The following is a 17,954-nucleotide window of genomic DNA, read 5'->3' as shown; positions in this document are numbered from 1 at the left end:
CAAAAAAAGCGTTTGGCCTTCGGTTGTGCCACGTGACTGTATGAGGCACGGCGGCAAGTTTTCTAGATGGAGGGTTTGCTTCTACTCAGCGACGATCGACTGTAATACTTGAAGGTGGGAAGTGTCTTCTTCGACGTTCAGGGCCGCAGGCACCCCGATGGGGAGGGAGCACCGGGGCAGCAGGTGGCCGTAGGGGAGGCCTGTGGCCACCGGATACGGTCGATCCTCAAAGTAATCGGAAATGACCGTGTCAAGGGACAGTGTCGGGCGGTCGGTGGGCGGCTCTCCGGGGCGAAAGGTCCCAAGGATGACGCCGGAAACGGCGTCGAGTACGCCTGCGTGCTGGAGGTGAGCGAACATCCGGTCAATCCGGTAGGGAGCTTCGGCGACGTCTTCGAGCACGAGGAGCGCGCCTTCCCAGTCGGGGGCGTACGGCGTGCCCACGAGTCGGGTCAGGACCGACAGGTTGCCGCCCAGCAGCGGGCCGGTCGCCGTGCCGGAGCAGAGTGGGGAGAGGGCATTGGAGCCAAGCGTCGGGGTTTCTCCTTCGGCCAGGGCCCGGAACGGCTCGGTCGTCTCCGCATCGATGTCCCCCCACTCGGTAACCACCGGTCCCGAAAGGCCTGTCCATTCGGCCCGGGCATAGAAAGCGAGGTGGAGCGCCGTTACGTCGCTGTAGCCGACCAGGAGGGTGGGGTGGGTACGGGCCAGCGTCCAGTCGAGGTGCGGAAGGAGGCGCAGACATCCGTACCCTCCCCGCACGCAGATAATAGCGCGGATGTCGGCATCCCGAATGGCCTCGTGGAGGGCTGCGGTTCGAGCGGAGTCGGGAGCGGCCAGGTATCCACGCTCCTGTCCCGAGGTCCAAGCTGTTCGCACCTCGTAATGCGACCGAAGTTGAGCGAGTCCGGCCTGGTACCGGTCCAGATCACGAGGGGCACTAGCCGGAGCCACCACGGCAATGGGGGAACCAGGACGAAGTGGTAGAGGGCGGAGCACGGACGGCGGCGGGAGGAAGCAGAGGAAAGGTCGGGACGATGGAACTCCGGGCTGTCGTGATTAAGCCGGAGACTCGGATGGATCGCTGGGAGAGGGAGCGTTGGGACTCGACGAGGCAGCTGAGGACGACGTTTCGCTGGAGGACCGCTGCTTTTTTAAGGCCTTCAGCTCTCGGCGGGCCCGGATACGTCCCGGGAGAGAACTCAACAATCCTACCACCACGCCGAACCCAAAGGTAAGGATGAGCACGAGGGCGGTTGACCCCTCAGTTTGGAAAAAAAGCAGGTTCACGTCCATCGGCTGCGGATTTTGCAGTGCAAAAATGACCGCTACGATGGCAAGGAGGAGGGAAAAGATGAGGCCAAACCGCATGTCGAAGAAAGAAGTCAGTAAGCGGTGTAAGCGGTACCGCAACCTATGGCACGCCCGTGTGAAATGTCTAATCACCGGAGGCAGGAACGGCCCGGCCCTTCCAGGCGACTCGGTCGGACCAATGATGAACGGCAGAATCAAGTTGAAGAGCAAGCGCAAGCACGAAGGAGACGGGGGCAAGGAGCGTGGTTGCCAGCGAGAAGCCACTCGCCCGGTCGCTTACGAACTTGAGGCCATAGAGGGACGCGAGAAACCAGGCTGACAGTAAAGGGGAGACAAGCCAGGTGAGGGCGAAATAGCCGAATGTAGCAAAAAACGAGAAGACCGTCCCGCCCATCAGCAGGTACGCGTTCTTGCGAAAGCCCCGCCAGGCGTCCCGAAGGCCTTCGTACATGTAAATCTTGACGGACGACTGTACGTCCAGAAAGGTTGGGGGATGACCCATGCGCTTGAGATACCGGCCGATGGTCACGTCTTCGAGGACCGCGTTTTTCTTTTCCGCGTGCGGTTCGAACGAGTGATAGATGTCGGCGTCGATGCACCAGCACTGGCCGTTGAGGGCGCTCAGGGACGGGAGGGAGGTGCGCGCTACGAGTGGCCAGGGAAGGCCGGTGAGAATGGCGTAGGGGACCAGACTCACGAGGAGCTTGGCTCCGCCCTGCAGCCGGGTGAATCCGGACGAGACCGTTGTGGAGGCAGAGACGTGTTGTTGGACGAGTCGCTGGAGGGCCGTGGCGTCGGTAAGCTCGGCATCGGCGTCCAAAAAAAGGTAGCAATCGCCGGTGGCTCGGCGCGTGCATTGGTAGAGGGCGTGGACCTTTCCGACCCATCCGTCTGGGGGCCCATCGCCTCGATGGATGTGGAGGCGCGGATCGTCAACCGACTGCAACACCTCCCAGGTGTCATCCTCCGACCCGTCGTCCCAAACGATGAACTCGACTGACGGGTAATCTTGCTTCAGCAGAGAGGGGAGGAGACGACGGAGATTCTTTGCCTCGTTGCGGGCGGGGATGCAGATCGTGAGGTCGGGGAGAGCAACGGATGAGTCAACCGAGTGAGATCGGAGATACCCTAGATTGGCCAGGAGGATGCCCCACAAGCCGAGGTGGATCAGGCCGAGGACGACGAGGAGGACGGAGGAAAAAATGTTGAGAGCCGATCTAGACTTGGAAGAGAGATACGCTTTGACGACATCTGTTCCTACGTACCGACGGCTACGGGTGGCGATCCCTCTCTTTGAGAAGGGATGCCGTACCCGGACGAGGATGTGAAACCGCTTCTCGTAGCCCCTCGAAAGTGTCCGAACTCACATTTTGTAAACTGAAAATTCCATTGACATCATGGTTACGTCCGGGTAAGGTAAAATAAGAAAATGCATCATTTACGCTTTATTTATTTTCTCTGAGGCGCTTCCTCTCCTTCCATGCCCAAATTTACCGGCTCGACCGACGAGACACACGTCTTCACCCTTCCCTCCGAAATCGACGCCGTCCGCTTCGACCGACGGCAGGCCGCCCCCGGTGGGGAGATCGGCCTCGAAATCCGCACGCTCTTCTGCGCCGAGGGCTCTCGTCTCCAGGTCCAGCTCCTCGACGCGCAGGGGACCGTCCACAATACCCTCGACGGCCGGCTCGCGGGCGAGGACATGAATCTCCGGCTCCGGGTGCCGCAAAAGGCGAAAGGCGGCCTCCTGGCGAAGGTCAAGATGCCGAACCACGGCCTCTCGGCCGAGTCGGAGGCCCTGAAGGTGACCGAGCCGGTGCGGGTCCGCGGGGCGCGGTGGTCGCAGGAAGAAGTCAAACGCGGAGACATTCTCACGCTCACGGCCGACGCGAAAGGCGCGCCCGACGGCCGCCGGGCGACCGTCCGCATCTTTGAGTACAAGGAGCGCGGGGCGCACGTCCCGGTGACGCGGCTGCGGCCTCGGGTAGAAAATGGGGCCGTGGAGGTGATGTACCGGTTCCAGTACCCCGGTGACACGTCGGACGTCGTGCCGGAGTGGAAGGCGCCGGAGGGCTACGTGCAGCCGCAGTTTTTCTACACGGTGGACGTGAGCGGCATCCAAGCCGACTCGCAGGACGCGAAGAGCAAAGGGGTGATGCGATTCGTGGACGACCTGACGCTGCAGGTGGTCAACGCCCAAAGCGGGGCGCCCTACCCGGAGCAGGACGTGGAGCTGACCCTGGCGGACAGGTCAACCCAGACCAAAACCACGAACGGATCCGGCACGGTGGAGCTCAAGGAGATTCCGCCGGGCCCGGTGAAGGTGAAATTGCCGGAGCTGGGCGGGGCGGCGGACGAGCCGGGAGAGGAAACGGACAACGCCCAGCACGTGGTTGCCGACATCGCCCCGGACGGTCCCCCGGTCGCGACCGTCGCCACCGGGGCGTCGTGGCGCGTGTGGGTGAACCGGGCCGGCGCTCCTCTGCCCACCGGCTAGCCGAAAGGCGGCCCAGTCGGACGCTCGGCCGGATAGAAGACCGCTCATTTCTTCCTTTGCGTATCGTTCCGATTCTCGAGGACTGACTATGATCTCGTTTCCCCTTGACATTGCCGAACCGGAGGTAGATTCCGAAGCGCTCGAATCCCTGTACAATCTCTCGGTTGCCGCTCCCACCGGCGGCATGTACCCGGTGGGGGCCAACGGCCTTTGGCACGGCGGCGTGCACCTGTCGCTCGGCGAGACGCCGCCGGTGTACGCCTGCACGTCCGGACGCATCGTGGCCGCCCGCCTGGACCCGGACCCGGAGCGGGCCACGTGCGAATACGGGCACACCAATTTCCTCCTGACGAAGCACACCTGGCCGCCCGGCGCCGCGCCCGGCTCGGAGGAGGCCACTCCCTACTTCGTGGTCTACGCGCACCTGCTGCCGACGGCCCTGGAGGGGCCCGCGCAGACGCCGGCTAACGTTCCGTGGCTCTCCACAGAACCGCACCTGCGGGTCACCGACGGGTCGGGCCTCCGCCTTCGCGAGGAGCCCGATGGCTCGGGCCTCGGAGAGGGCGCCTCGGCGCGGGTGGTGCCTGGGCAGCGGCTCGTGCCCCTTTCGGTCCCGGTGAGCGCTGGTGGCACTCAGTGGCAAGAGGTCCGGCCTCTGGGGAGCCTCGACTACAGCTTCGTGCCCACCGGCTACGCGGACCTGGACAAGACCGAGGAGACCGAACCGCCCGTAACGGAAGCGGCCGTCGACACCCTCCGACAGGGGAACGTGGCCGCACTCGACGTGCCCGTCGAGCCGGGCACGATGCTGTGGTCGGGTGGGGAATTCGGGCTCGAGTTCGACTGGGCCGACGCGTTTGAGGACATGATGGACGAGGCCATCGCGAACGCCCGGGAGCTGATGGGAAGCGACGTCCCCCACCCGGAGCCCATCGAGCGGGCGCCCACGGTGCACTGGGAGGTCTTCTCGGGCGAGAAGATCTTCGGCCTCGGCGAGGAGGAGGTCTCTTCCGGCAACGCGTCCTCGAACGGCACGTCCTCGAACGGCGCTTCCTCAAACGGCGACGGCTCGTCCGACGGCGAATCCGGCAATGGGGAGGCCGCGTCCGACGGGCAGCCGGCCCTTCCCCCGTGGACGGCGGTGGAAGACTCCGCCTCGGACCTGGTCTGCGACCCGAAGGAGTCGGAAGCCTCGGCCCTCATCGATCAGAAGCGAGAGGAGGCCCCGGATCTGCCGGACCCGGATGCTTACCTGAGCAAGTCGCTCGACGAGAAGAAGACGGTGCATTTTCTGGAGACGGGGAAGACGCTGCGCACCTACGCGGTGAAGCACGTGAGCGAATGGGGGATCAAGGACGTCGAATCGGTTCTGGAGAAGAGCCCCCGGCACAGTAAAGAGGAGCACCTCGATCCCTTTGAGGCGCTGCAGTGGTGGGGCGAGGCCGAGGACGCGGGCGTGGAGCTCCCCGACAGCCGGAAGGTGTGGCACTACCACCCGGTGACCGTGCTGAAGGCGCTTGCTGCGACGCATCCGTGGTTCTACCTCGAAAACGACGGAGAACCCCAGCCCGTGAGGACCAACGAGGAGGTGTGGGCACATGCAGGAGGAGACGGACAGAACGTGTACGTAGAAGGGATCGACGAGACCTGGAAATTAGGGTACACGCAGACGTACCCTCCCACGGGCACGCGAGGACTCGCGCACAACCCGGACGAGAGCCCAAACCTCTACGAAATGCTGATGGCGGAAGAGGCAGACGGGATCCCCAGAGACGCGTTCTCTGAGTTCGAACGACGGGTGTGGGCCTCCCTGAGCTACATCGAGGGTACCCTGGCGGCCATAAACACGTTTGATTCCGCCTACCTGTCGGTCGGCCCGCTTCAGAAGACGGCGGGGGCCAAAGATCCCTTTGATGAGACCAACACGTACAAAGGAGAACTCTTTGGTGCAATCGATTGCCTTCTGAATCCTTCGGAATACGACGGTGAGGCTGTTCTGAGCGATTCCGAGCGAGAGACGTTTGAAGACGCGTTGCGGAGACACATCGGGGACAAACTCTCGTTTGCGGACGGCGAATTTCAGTCCGGGGTGCCCAAGGCCCATCCGAAGATCGGGGACACGGTGCTAAGCGCCCCGGGCCAGAAGGAGCGGTTTCGGAATGAGCTCAAGTGGCCCTACCGGTTCGCGAAGGCCTACAAGGACCCGGAATTTCGCGAGCCAATGCTGCGACTGGGCTTCAAGCGGCTCGACACAGTCATGAGCCAGGAGATCAGCTTCACCGTCACCGTTGACGGAACTGATCACGAAATCACGGTTGAGCTTGATGACCTGTTTTCACGGGACCTCTCGCAGGCCCTGCTGCTGGGCTGGCACATCAACTATCCCGCTCCGGTGTGGGAGCCGGAAAACAGCGAATGGTTCCGTACAGCGCCTGATCCTGAAGATGATATCCAAAAGAGCTCCGTCGTACAAAAACTCTCGGAGTGGGAAATCACCTCCGCTGAGGATCTGCGCCTCACCCGCGACCAGGAGCTGAGACTCGTGGTTCTCCTGCTACGCGCCCGGATGGACTCTCCCATGACCGATCCAGCCGGTCGCGCGGGGAAAATTCTACGGTATGCCCCCAACGACCTTGTTGAAGAAATCGTCGAGACGATGGGCTTTACCAGAGGAGAGACGGAAAGCCAGATGGACTTTATTGAGAGAGGATTCAAAGCCGAACTGTACGAAGAAGAGGACAACGGCGACGTCAAGACGTCAGCATGGGCGGGATGGAACGAAGGCGAGCGCCCGGAGGACCCGAACCAGGACGCGATTCTCACAGACTTATGGGAGGAAAGCCGTTCGGCGTAACCTCGACACTCGGGGGAATCCCCCTGTTGACGGAGCTCGCTCACTAAATATGCACTGCTATCGACCACACCGATGAGAATCTTTGAGTCCCGAACTTTTGTTGCGACCGGGTTTGGGGCCTTCTTGCTCTGGGGAGCGGTCCTGTGTTACGGAATGGAATCTTCAACCGAGATCGGTGGCACGGACCCGCTTCAATTCGCGTCTCAGCTAACGGCGGTAAGAACCGTTCCCCCGGACACCGCCCATCCGATCCCGGCGAAGCCCTGCAGTGTCGACACGTCGTACCGGACTGTGCAGCTCTACGAGAATGAAATCACCGATAGTTATAGGAGCATGGGCCATTACGTGGCTCCGTCCCTCCACAACCTTACCTGTCGGTGGGCCCAATCCTACGGGCACAGCACCGATCCGGGGCGGCTGCCGAAATACGTGCAACCGACCGGCGATAGCCTACGGCTCACCGAAAACGTCCTGCTCTACATCGTCCGGATGGCCCCTCCCTCGGGAGAGAACAAGAAGGCATATTTGATCGCCGAAATCGGCGATTCCCTCTCTTACACCCACGCTCATAAAGGCAAGGAATTACGCACCCTGCGCGAGGTGGAAGTACCGGGCACAGATACCCGCTACATCTGGCTAGAGTATGTTGATCCAGCCTCAGACAGCACAGAGGTGAGATGGTGGGGCCGCATCTTCACCTACGACCGACAACGCGGCATCCAGTACGCCGCCCGCGCCCCGGTGCGATTCGAGATGTTTGAAGACGGAGAGTCGATCGGGTATGTCCAGGTGGACGTGTCGATTCCGGAGCCGGGCATCATGAAGATAGAGGCACGAGACATTCCAGACTCCGAGACGCTTCCAACGAGGCTCAACCGCAGGAGCAACTTCCACAAATGGATCGGGCGCCACGTCATCGACACAACCGAGACGGACAAGCGGAATCTCCATCACGTGCCCGGAACTTACTAACAATCCGTCTCTCCTCCTGCACGGAACAACGCTTCTCTGCGGAGCCCCTCGCTCAGAGGGTTGTTGGGAAGGAGAGGCGATACTGGACGAGGACGAGCGTGAAACGTTTGAGGAGGTGTTTCAGCGACACGTTGGAAACCAGTTGTCAGTTGGCGACGGTGAGATGCAGTTCGGAGTCCCGAAGGCAGATCGGGGACACGGTGCTAAGCGCCCCCGACTAGAAGGAGCGGTTTCGAAACGAGCTCAAGGGGCCCTACCGGTTCGCGAAGGCCTATAAGGACCCGGCCTTTCGCGAGCCGATGCTGCGGTCGGGCCTCAAGCGGCTCGACACTATTATGAGCCAGACGCTGAGTTTCGGCGTAACGGTCGACGGTGAAACGCACGCGATCGAGATTGAGCTTGATGACCTGTTTTCGCGGGACCTCTCCCAGGCTCTGCTACTGGGCTGGCACATCAACTATCCCTCTTCTGTCTGGGAGCCGGTTGGAAACAGGTGGTTTGCTTTACCTCCTGGTCCAGATGCGGTCTTCCGTCAGACCTCCGTCATACAGAAGCTCGAGGAGTGGGGCGTTACCTCGGCCGAGGACCTGCCCCCCACCCGCGACCAAGAGCTGAGACTGGTGGTCCTCCTGCTGCGGGCCCGGATGGACTCCGGCATGACCGATCCGGCCGGCCGCGCCGGGAAAATTCTTCGGTACGCCTCCGATGACCTGGTTGAAGAGATCGTCGAGACGATGGGCAAGACCAGACGAGCGAATGAAAGCCGGGAAGACTTCATCCAGAGAGGGATGGAAGCCGAACTGTACGAGGAAGATGAGGAGGGTAATGTGACCTCGGCATGGGTCGGATGGAACGAAGGCGAGCGCCCGGAGGACCCGAACCAGGACGCGATTCTCACCGACTTTGAGATGGGGAGCGGTTCGGCGTAGACCCGCAGCTCGTGACAAACGACGACCAGCGATGGAACGGATGCATTGACCATACAAAGCCTGCGACTTACACGATGACATTCAACTCTCACGTCTTGCTTACGCCCAGCTGCGGCGCCTTGCTTCTCTGGGGAGCGGTTCTGTGTTTTGGAATGGAGTCCTCAACCGAGGTAGGGGGCACGGATCCACTGCGCCTCGGATCTCAGGCAACAGAGGCGGTGGCCCCTCGCCCGGACACAAGTCAGCCGATCCCGGTGAGGGCCTGCAACGTGGATACGTCGTACAGGGATGGAGGACTGTACAAGAACGAAATCACGAGAAACTATGCCTTTATGGGAGACTACGTGGCCTCGTCCCTCCACGAACTTACCTGCCGGTGGGCCCAATCCTACGGGCACAGCACCGATCCGGCACGGCTCCCGGAATACGTGCAGCCTACCGGTGACAGCCTACGGCTCAGCGAGAATGCGCTACTCTATATCGTTCGGATGGCCTCTCCCAATGGAGAAAACAGTACTGCATATCTGATTGCAGAGGTCGGGGATTCCCTTTCCTACACTCACACTTATACGGGCAAAGAATTACGTGCCCTGCGAGAAGTGGAAGTACAGGATACCGAGACTCGGTACATCTGGCTAGAGGCTGTTCGGTCAGACGTAGACAGCTCAAAGAAAGAGATCCGGTGGCGGGGCCACATTTTCACCTACGATCGGGAGCGCGGCATCCAGTACGCCGCCCGCGCCCCGGTGCGATTCGAACTGTTTGAGGACGGAGAGTCGATCGGACACGTCCAAGTGGACGTGTCGATTCCGGAGCCGGGCATCATGCAAATTGAATGGCGCGAGACGGAGCTTCCCCCGCGATTGGGTACCCAAAGCAACTTCCGAAAGTGGATCGGGGCCTACGTGATTGACTCAACAGAAACCAGAAAGCAAAGCGCGGTCGACAGGCACGGGGTCCTCGTCGTCGATTCGGCCCACGCGACCGCGTGGGATCGTCAATCAGAACACGTTCTCGTCAAGCCTTCCGATCAGTTGGACAGGTATACCTACGATTGAAGTGGTCCTACCGCTTCGCGAAGGCCTACAAGGACCCAGAATTCCGCGAGCCGATGCTGCCGGTCGGGCCTGGGGCGGCTCGACACCGTGATGAGCCAGGAGCTCAGCTTCACCGTCACCGTTGACGGAACCGATCACGAAATCACGGCCGAGGTTGATGACCTGTTTTCGCGAGACCTCTCCCAGGCCCTGCTGCTGGGCTGGCACATCAATTGGCCAGATTCGGTCTGGGAGCCGCACAACGAAGACTGGTTCGATTCGGCTCCCGGTCCAGATGAGGACTTTCGCCAGACCTACGCCCTTCAAAAACTCAAAGAGTGGGAAATCACCTCGCCCGAGGACCTGCCCCTCTCCCAGAAGCGCGAGCTGAGACTCGTGGTTCTTCTGCTGCGTGCCCGGATGGATTCGAACATGACCGATCCAGCCGGCCGCGCCGGGAAAATTCTTCGGTATGCACCGAATGACGTGATTGAAGAGATCGTCGAGACCATGGACTTTGCCAGAGCAGACCATGAAGGCCAAGTGGCCTTCATTCGGAGAGGATTGAGGACCGAACTGGTCGAGAGAAATGACCAAGGGGAGATGGAAACAATAGCCACAGGCAATCGAGGATGGAACGGAGGGCGTCGCCCGGAGGACCCCAACCAGGACCCTGTGCTCACCAACTTTTGGAATGAGGTCGATTCGGCGTAGACATGCAAGCACCTGTCGGTGACGGGCGCCGACAGAGCGGCCGCAATGACCCTATATAGCTTCTGACCTATCGATGATTCGTGACTCCCAGTCGTTTATTACGCCCAAATACAGTGCCCTCGTGCTCTGGGGAGTGGTTCTTCTTTCCGGAGTAGGAATGTCATACCACGATGGGAGCGAGAAATCTTCGCAATTCCGGTCTCAGCCTGTCGAGTTGGCGGCTGCTCATCCGGATACAACCCAACCGATCCCAGCTGAGCCCTGCAGTGTCGATACGTCGTACCGAACTGGACGACTCTACAAAAATGAAATCACTAGAGGACATGCCTTCATGGGAGAATACGTGGCCTCTTCCCTCCACGAACTTACCTGCCGGTGGGCCCAATCCTACGGGCACAGCACCGATCCGGCTCGACTTCCGACGTACGTGCAACCGACTGGTGATAGCCTACGGCTCGGCGAGGAAGCCCTGCTCTACATCGTCCGGATGGCCTCTCCCAGGGGAGAAAATAGGAAGGCATATCTGATCGCAGAGGTCGGGGATTCACTCTCGTACACCCAAACCGTCAAACAGGAAAACTTGCGTGCCCTGCGGGAGGTGGACGTTTCAGGGACGGATACCCGTTACGTTTGGTTGGAAATCGTTTCGAAAGACGTAGACCCCTCAAGCAAAGTGGTCCAGTGGGAAGGTCGCATCTTCACCTACGACCGTCAGCGCGGCATCCAGTACGCCGCCCGCGCCCCGGTGCGATTCGAACTGTTTGAGGACGGAGAGTCGATCGGGTATACCCAAGTGGACGTATCCATTCCGGAGCCTGGTATCATGAATATTGAATGGAGGGAAACAGAAAGCCTGTCAGCTATGGACGTTCGTAGAAGTAACTTCTCCAAGTGGGTTGGTCTCCACATCATCGACACAACCAAGACCGACAAGCGGGATGTCCACCACGGTTGGGGCAATTATTGATAGCCTGTTTCTCGTTATACCTGATGCAAAGCTTCTTTGGGGAGCACCTTGCTCGTCGCGGTTTTGGGAGAGAGGGGCGTTTCTGACCGACGCCGAGCGAGAGACGTTTGAAGACGCATTTCGGAGACACATCGGGGACAAACTCTCGTTTGCGGACGGCGAATTTCAGTCCGGGGTGCCCAAGGCCCATCCGAAGATCGGGGACACGGTGCTAAGCGCCCCGGGCCAGAAGGAGCGGTTTCGGAATGAGCTCAAGTGGCCCTACCGGTTCGCAAAAGCCTACAAGGATCCGGACGTCCGCGAGCCAATGCTGCGACTGGGCTTCAAGCGGCTCGACACAGTCATGAGCCAGGAGATCAGCTTTACCGTCACCGTTGACGGAACTGAGCACGAAATCACGGCCGAGCTTGACGACCTGTTTTCGCGGGACCTCTCCCAGGCCCTGCTGCTGGGCTGGCACATCAACTATCCCTCTTCCGTGTGGGAGCCGCACAACGAAGACTGGTTCGATTCACTTCCCCCCGAAACCCTTTCAGGCGATACATCTCCCAAACGAGAAACCTACGTCATCCAAAAGCTCGAGGAGTGGGGCGTTACCTCGGCCGAGGACCTGCCCCTCTCCCGGGAGCGCGAACTGAGGCTGGTGGTGCTCCTGCTGCGGGCGCGGATGGACTCCGGTATGACCGATCCGGCGGGCCGCGCGGGGAAAATCCTGCGGTATGCACCGAATGACGTGATTAAAGAAATCGTCGAGATGATGGGCAAGACCAGACGAGAGACTGAAAGCCGGGAGGCCTTTATCCGGAGAGGATTGGAAGAAGGACTGCAGGATCCGCGTTCTGACAGGAATTCGACAGCCACAGGCGATCGGGGATGGAACGGAGGCCGTCGCCCGCTGGACCCGGACCAGGACCCTGTGCTCACCGACTTTTGGGAGAAAAGCGGTTCGGTGTAGCCTCGACACACTGGGGATTCTGGCTGCCAACGGAGCGCAATCACTACACCTGCACGGATGCCGACTACATCGTTCATGTTCGGATTGCAGTCCCCATGTTCGCCCGCCTCTAGAGCCTTCCTCCTTTCGGGAGCGCTTCTTCTTTCCGGAGTGAGTATGTCCGACGACGCCGGAAGCGAGGAATCGCCGCGATTCCTGATTCGATCGACGGAGAAAACAACCGTTCGTTCCGACACCACGCACCCGATTCCGGTGAGGCCCTGTGAGACACGCACGACTTCCCAAAACAGTGAGGAAGAGACCGGAGACAGTAGCGAGAAAACGGAAGATAAGATCTCTTCCCTCCACGAGCTTACCTGTCGATGGGCTATTGCAAATGATCTTCGTACAGACTCCACCCGACTCCCGAAATACGTGCGTCCGACCGGAGATACCTTGCGTCTCAGCGATGAGGCGCTGATTTACCTGGTTGAGATGGTTTCTCCGTTTGAGGATAGAGGAGACACGTATTTCGAAGATGAATACTTGGTGGGAGAAGTCGGAGACTCCCTGTTTTATGAAGGATACGTTTCGGTGCGTGGGATGTGGGAGGTAGAAGTGTCGGGCACAGACACCCGCTACATCTGGCTCGAATCCGTTAGGTCAAACTCAGACAGCACGGAGGTCACATGGTGGGGCCGCATTTTCACCTACGATCAGGAGCGCGGCATCCAGTACGCCGCCCGCGCCCCGGTGCGATTCGAGATGTTTGAAGACGGAGAGTCGATCGGGTATGTCCAGGTGGACGTGTCGATTCCGGAGCCGGGCATCATGAAGATAGAGGCACGAGACATTCCAGACTCCGAGACGCTTCCAACGAGGCTCAACCGCAGGAGCAACTTCCACAAATGGATCGGGCGCCACGTCATCGACACAACCGAGACGGACAAGCGGAATCTCCATCACGTGCCCGGAACTTACTAACAATCCGTCTCTCCTCCTGCGCGGAACAACGCTTCTCTGCGGAGCCCCTCGCTCAGAGGGTTGTTGGGAAGGCGAGGCGATACTGGACGAGGACGAGCGTGAAACGTTTGAGGAGGTGTTTCAGCGACACGTTGGAAACCAGTTGTCAGTTGGCGACGGTGAGATGCAGTTCGGAGTCCCGAAGGCAGATCGGGGACACGGTGCTAAGCGCCCCCGACTAGAAGGAGCGGTTTCGAAATGAGCTCAAGGGGCCCTACCGGTTCGCGAAGGCCTATAAGGACCCGGAATTTCGCGAGCCGATGCTATGAGAAGAATTTCAACGGCTGCCGAATATTCGAGACGAGTCGGTGGCCCTGAACGTCACGGTTGATGGGGAAAGAGCAGGCAGTCGACTCTCACATCGGAAAGGTCTTTCGGAGCGATCTCGAACAGGTTTTGCTTCTCAATGCAGACATCAACCGACCGAACATGGTACAGCCGGCCGTGACCGACGCGGACGGGTCCGCTGAACTTTCGGACGTTCCGCCCGGCCCCATCAAGTACTTCTTTCCCGACCTCCCGGGGTCGAGCCGCGAGAACCCGCTCCACGGGACCACCGGTCCCGACCCAAACGAAGCGTCCCTGTGGCGAATCGCGCCACAGCAGACCGTCATGACGGCCAACCACGAGACCGGCGTGCTCGACACGAGTACGGAGCCACTGCAGGAGGGCACTTGGGTGTACGTCTTTCCGGAGCACCCGGGAGAGGATCCGCCCATGTCGCCGATGATCGAGGCAAAGGCCACCGGCGAGGGCACCCTCAAGCGCGTCGACTGGTCGGATCCGTCGCGGTGGACGGGCAAAGACGAGCGTTCTCCCTCGCTCGACGCGAAGACAGCAGGCGGACAGCCCTACCTTTGCTTCCCGGCAACCGAGAGCTGCACGAAGGTGCACGTCATGCTTTCTCCCTGCCAGCTCTCCTACGAGCGCCTCGGCGCCTATCGACGAGACGACGATCCCCACGCCGAGGACATCTATCCGCTGGCGGCGCTGCGTTGCGAAACGATCGATGCCGACGCGCTGGAGACGATCAAAACCGGTGGGGCCTACGAAATCGGCTACTTTGAGGCCAAGCCGTCGGAGGACCTCCTGCAGGTCTCGGTGCCGCAACCGGTGCAGTTCGTCCGGGCAGCCGGGAGCGCCTACCGCCACGCCGTCGAGCGGTTGAAGGCCTTCCAGGCCGGCACCAGTCTCGAACACCACCATGCGAGCCTCACCTACCGGGCCGCCCAGCGGTTCGAGGACCGAGCCCAGGAGTCGATGATCACCCAGGCGGCACGGGCCGTCGAGGGCGTGGTCGACGATCCAACCGTATGGGACTTCCTGGACAAGCAGCGTCTGGAATCGACTCTGGAGGACTGGAGCGCCGAGAAGAGCGACCTGCAGGATACGGTCGAGCGGCTGGGAGACACGCTGTACGACTTCATGATGGACCTTCCGGCCTACCGGCAGGCGCGGGAGGACCTGACGGCGTTTGTGGAAGAGGCCGGCGGGGCCGAGGCCCTCTCCGACGAAGACTTCGAGACGTTCGTCGACCGACTCGGCATCGAGGAGCGGCTGCTGGCGGACGCCGAGTACTCGCAGGCCGGGCGGCACTACCTGGCCGAACAGCTCGGGCAGTACGTGGACGCCGACCCGAAGCGCGGCATCGACAAGCAGGGCGAGAAGACCTGGTACGACCGGGTGCCCTACGACCTTAGCACCATCCGGCGTCTGGCGGGCGTAGCGGCCAATGCGCTGGAACAGGAGGCAAAGTCCGAAGCCGGCTCGGCGATCAAGAAGGAGGACGTCGCGGCCACACACGCCGAAAAGGCGGCCCAGGCCCACGAGACCTTCCAGAACAAAGCGTCGAAGATCGACGACCTGACCGACGAGATCGAATCGACCCGGAGCCGGCTCGCCGCCTGGCAAAAGGGCCAGCGGTACGTGCGCCTCCTCACCAGCAAGCTCGGCCTCAGCCCGAGCGGGAAAGTGACGGGGCCGGCGCCGTCGACCGGCACCCGCACCCTCGACGATCTGATTCGAACGACCCGAAGCGCCGTCGGGGCGGTGGCCCAGTACGTTCACCAGCAGGTGGGGGCGGGGAAGAAGGCCGAGACGCTCTTCGAGTTGAAGGGGAAGCGCGTGCAGGCCGGGAAAGAGGCCCAGCAGGCCCTGACGGGACGCGAGGCCGGGCTTCAGCAATACGGCGAGAAGATGGACGAGAGTACCGAGCACCGGCGGACGGCCGACCTTTACAAGGCCGGTCGGCGACGGGTGGGTCGCATCGCCCTGGCCATCGACGGCCTGCACCTCTTCTTCCTGGCCAATGCCTACCGAGACGCGGCCCGGCGGGGCGCCTCGATCGACCAACTCTCCCAGATCGGAATCGGGACCGCGGAGGCCGTTGCCAGCATTCGGCACCTGTCCGGAGTGTCGACGGCGGTGAAAGACGATCTATATGATTTACATAGGAGAGTTGCGTACGTTGAGGCCCTCTATTTTGTAGGTCATGCTGTAGAGGAGCTCGCCTTCGAAAAAGACTCAGATATCGGGGCCACAGTTGGCCACTCGACCTCAGCAATTGGGGCAGGTCTTTTGATACCAAAATCGGGATTCAGGGGCGGCGCGATCGGCCTGGGGTTGATTTTGACCGGACAGCTCGTAGTGGCGGTCTTCAGTGACACCGAACTGGAGGAGTGGTTCAAGAATTCCGTTTGGTCCAAGAAAGGGTATTCCGGATACTTGCCGAAGGGTGAATTCGGCTCCAAGCGTCTCACGACCGAACTCAACGACCTGTTTGAGATCATCGCCCGCCCCCGGGTGCAGGTCCTGCTGGATATCAGTGAAGAAATGAGCCTCGAAGAGGTCCGCCTCCGTGTCGAGCCGCGCACGTTCCAGCCCGGACTTATGCAGCTTACGGAAGTATCCCTTTCGCTTACGTCCGACTTCCTCGTGGTCGGCGACGAGACGCACCTCGACAAAACAGCCACTTCTCTCGACTCCGCCGACCAGATGATGCGAAAAGACGACGGTACCCTCCTTTCTGCCAGCTGGACCTGGGACGGCTCGGCCGTTGCCGATGCTACGGAGGTGGCTCACGACCAGACCGTCCGACCCACAAGGGACTTCGACTCGGTAGAAGCGAGCGTGACCCTCCGGATCGACTACCGGGCCGCGAAGTCGGCCGACCTCCAGCCGGAGTTTGAGTACGAAGGGAGCCCGGGCGTGGCGGCTGATTCCTCAGCGCCTCATAAATCGGCCGGTGTTCTGGCCCCCGTATACTCATAGCCTTCTCTCCTTCATGCGCGTTCAGTTTTCAACGGTTAAAAGACTGAAGACATGGAATCGGACGACGGATATACATTCGATCACGAGGAGGTCCGGGACCACGGGGAAAAGGGACCCGGTCACGAGTACCCGACCTACGAGCATAGGCAGAGCGACTTCGAGGGGAAGATGGCGCCGCGCCCACCAACGGGAAATGAACTGACGTACCTCCGGCACCTGGCGTGGTGGATTCGACTGAAGATCGGGTGGGTGCTTCCAACACTCCTTGTGGCGTTAGCCAATCCAGGTTGGTACGTCGTTCACTTCATTCATACCGACATTTCAAGAGGAGATCTACTCTTTGCCGCTTTTTTGCTGCTGGCACTCTTCTGTGTTTTATCTCTGATTGAAGGGCTCAAATTCTGGTACGACCCGTTCCAGGCCGGAGTTGACGCGAGTCGTCTTCGCACCGATGATCCCCTCACCGAGATTCGTGGGAAGTACAGATCTATGATCAACGGACAAGGCGGACGGACGCTTTTCCGCATCGGCGCCCGGGTTCAGATGCTTCCTCATTGGCGCCGCTACCTCCTTCAGCATCTCCACACCAGCGCCCTGGCGTACGTTTTTCCCAATCCGGACATCGATCTGAACCGCTCTGCGCTCTGGGGCACGCGGGACAAATACTACTACCCCCTTCTCTGCCGCCAGATCGACTGCCGGGAGAACCCCGAGGCGGTCGACCCGGTGCTGTCTGTAGACAAGGAGGTCGATTGGGGCCTCTTGAAGACTCTTTACTTGAACCCAGTGCATGTGCTCATTACCGCGGCGGGTGCCTATCACCTGCTCGGGATGTCGTTGTTTGCGGGCTGCATCTGGTGGTACGGAGATCCGGTGTGGGCCACCCTCACCGAGCCGCTTATCGGAAAGGGACTGATGGCGACCGCTCTCATCGGCGGCCCGCTGGCCGCGTTTTTCTATTACCGGCACCGCCGCATCTTGAACCGCATCGAGGCCAACTACGCCGAGGAGCAAAATCTAAAGCCCCGCGATCTCTGGGACCGGATCCAGTTTGCCCGTCGCCGCTTCGACCTCTCGGAGGAGAACATCGTCTATGGGGAGGGCACGACCTTCGCCGACTGGGCCGAGGATAACAAAAAGCAGCTCTACCGGAAGTACACCGAGATGATGACAGACCTGAACGAACGGATCGAGGCCCGGGAAGAGGTGAACGAAGAGTTCCGAGCGCGCGGGGAGAGCCCGCCGGTCGAGGAGCTCCAGCGGCTCGAAGAGATGAAGGAGCGCTACAACCGCTACCGCCGCACCCGAAAGCAGATCGTCGAGCAGTACGAGAAGATGAAGGACGGAAAGGTCGCAAAGGCCCTCCAGAACGCGAAGAAGACGGAGGAAATGCCCCCGTGGCTCAGAGATTTTCTTGATGAGAAAAACGACTCCTGAACAGAC

Annotated in this window: 14 protein-coding genes; 11 read left to right on the top strand and 3 right to left on the bottom strand. The window is 60.7% G+C overall.

Annotated features, from left to right (window positions below):
• Positions 1-81: 81 nt before the first annotated feature.
• The 3 genes from BSZ35_RS04495 to BSZ35_RS04485 form a co-directional block, all read right to left on the bottom strand.
• A complete protein-coding gene (locus tag BSZ35_RS04495; RefSeq protein ID WP_258096071.1) occupies positions 82-957 on the bottom strand; it encodes an LD-carboxypeptidase in 876 nt (291 codons plus the stop codon).
• 102 nt (positions 958-1,059) lie between these two features.
• Positions 1,060-1,371 carry a LapA family protein gene (locus BSZ35_RS04490; RefSeq protein ID WP_105011326.1) on the bottom strand — a complete coding sequence of 104 codons (312 nt, stop codon included), beginning with the start codon at positions 1,369-1,371 and terminating at the stop codon, positions 1,060-1,062.
• Positions 1,372-1,438: 67 nt separating this feature from the next.
• Complete coding sequence (locus tag BSZ35_RS04485) at positions 1,439-2,470, bottom strand: glycosyltransferase (protein WP_258096070.1); 1,032 nt, start codon at positions 2,468-2,470, stop codon at positions 1,439-1,441.
• A gap of 324 nt (positions 2,471-2,794) precedes the next feature.
• On the opposite strand from BSZ35_RS04485, the gene BSZ35_RS04480 reads away from it, so the two are divergent.
• From BSZ35_RS04480 to BSZ35_RS04430, 11 genes are all read left to right on the top strand, one after another.
• Positions 2,795-3,811, top strand: a complete 1,017-nt coding sequence (locus BSZ35_RS04480; RefSeq protein ID WP_105011324.1) for a hypothetical protein — start codon at positions 2,795-2,797, stop codon at positions 3,809-3,811.
• 88 nt (positions 3,812-3,899) lie between these two features.
• Positions 3,900-6,665: a hypothetical protein gene (locus BSZ35_RS04475; protein ID WP_105011323.1), complete on the top strand. Its 2,766-nt coding sequence runs from the start codon at positions 3,900-3,902 to the stop codon at positions 6,663-6,665.
• A 153-nt stretch (positions 6,666-6,818) separates the two neighbouring features.
• Positions 6,819-7,637, top strand: a complete 819-nt coding sequence (locus BSZ35_RS04470; protein ID WP_146110002.1) for a hypothetical protein — start codon at positions 6,819-6,821, stop codon at positions 7,635-7,637.
• Positions 7,638-7,972: 335 nt separating this feature from the next.
• Positions 7,973-8,566, top strand: coding sequence for a hypothetical protein (locus tag BSZ35_RS04465; RefSeq protein WP_146110001.1), 594 nt, complete (start codon positions 7,973-7,975; stop codon positions 8,564-8,566).
• A 152-nt stretch (positions 8,567-8,718) separates the two neighbouring features.
• Complete coding sequence (locus BSZ35_RS04460; protein ID WP_105011320.1) at positions 8,719-9,624, top strand: hypothetical protein; 906 nt, start codon at positions 8,719-8,721, stop codon at positions 9,622-9,624.
• A 90-nt stretch (positions 9,625-9,714) separates the two neighbouring features.
• Positions 9,715-10,317 (top strand): hypothetical protein, encoded by a 603-nt coding sequence (locus BSZ35_RS04455; protein ID WP_105011319.1) that lies wholly within the window; start codon positions 9,715-9,717, stop codon positions 10,315-10,317.
• Positions 10,318-10,390: 73 nt separating this feature from the next.
• A complete protein-coding gene (locus BSZ35_RS04450; protein ID WP_146110000.1) occupies positions 10,391-11,284 on the top strand; it encodes a hypothetical protein in 894 nt (297 codons plus the stop codon).
• Complete coding sequence (locus tag BSZ35_RS04445; protein ID WP_105011317.1) at positions 11,256-12,239, top strand: hypothetical protein; 984 nt, start codon at positions 11,256-11,258, stop codon at positions 12,237-12,239. Before BSZ35_RS04450 ends, BSZ35_RS04445 begins: the two co-directional genes overlap by 29 nt.
• A gap of 156 nt (positions 12,240-12,395) precedes the next feature.
• Positions 12,396-13,202: a hypothetical protein gene (locus BSZ35_RS04440; protein ID WP_105011316.1), complete on the top strand. Its 807-nt coding sequence runs from the start codon at positions 12,396-12,398 to the stop codon at positions 13,200-13,202.
• A gap of 369 nt (positions 13,203-13,571) precedes the next feature.
• Positions 13,572-16,511: a hypothetical protein gene (locus BSZ35_RS04435; protein WP_105011315.1), complete on the top strand. Its 2,940-nt coding sequence runs from the start codon at positions 13,572-13,574 to the stop codon at positions 16,509-16,511.
• A 51-nt stretch (positions 16,512-16,562) separates the two neighbouring features.
• Positions 16,563-17,948, top strand: a complete 1,386-nt coding sequence (locus BSZ35_RS04430) for a hypothetical protein (protein WP_105011314.1) — start codon at positions 16,563-16,565, stop codon at positions 17,946-17,948.
• Positions 17,949-17,954: the final 6 nt, after the last annotated feature.

The organism is Salinibacter sp. 10B (assembly GCF_002954405.1).
Lineage (GTDB): Bacteria > Bacteroidota > Rhodothermia > Rhodothermales > Salinibacteraceae > Salinibacter.
Note: the sequence above shows the minus strand (reverse complement) of the source record. Positions and strands in the feature narration are given on the sequence as shown.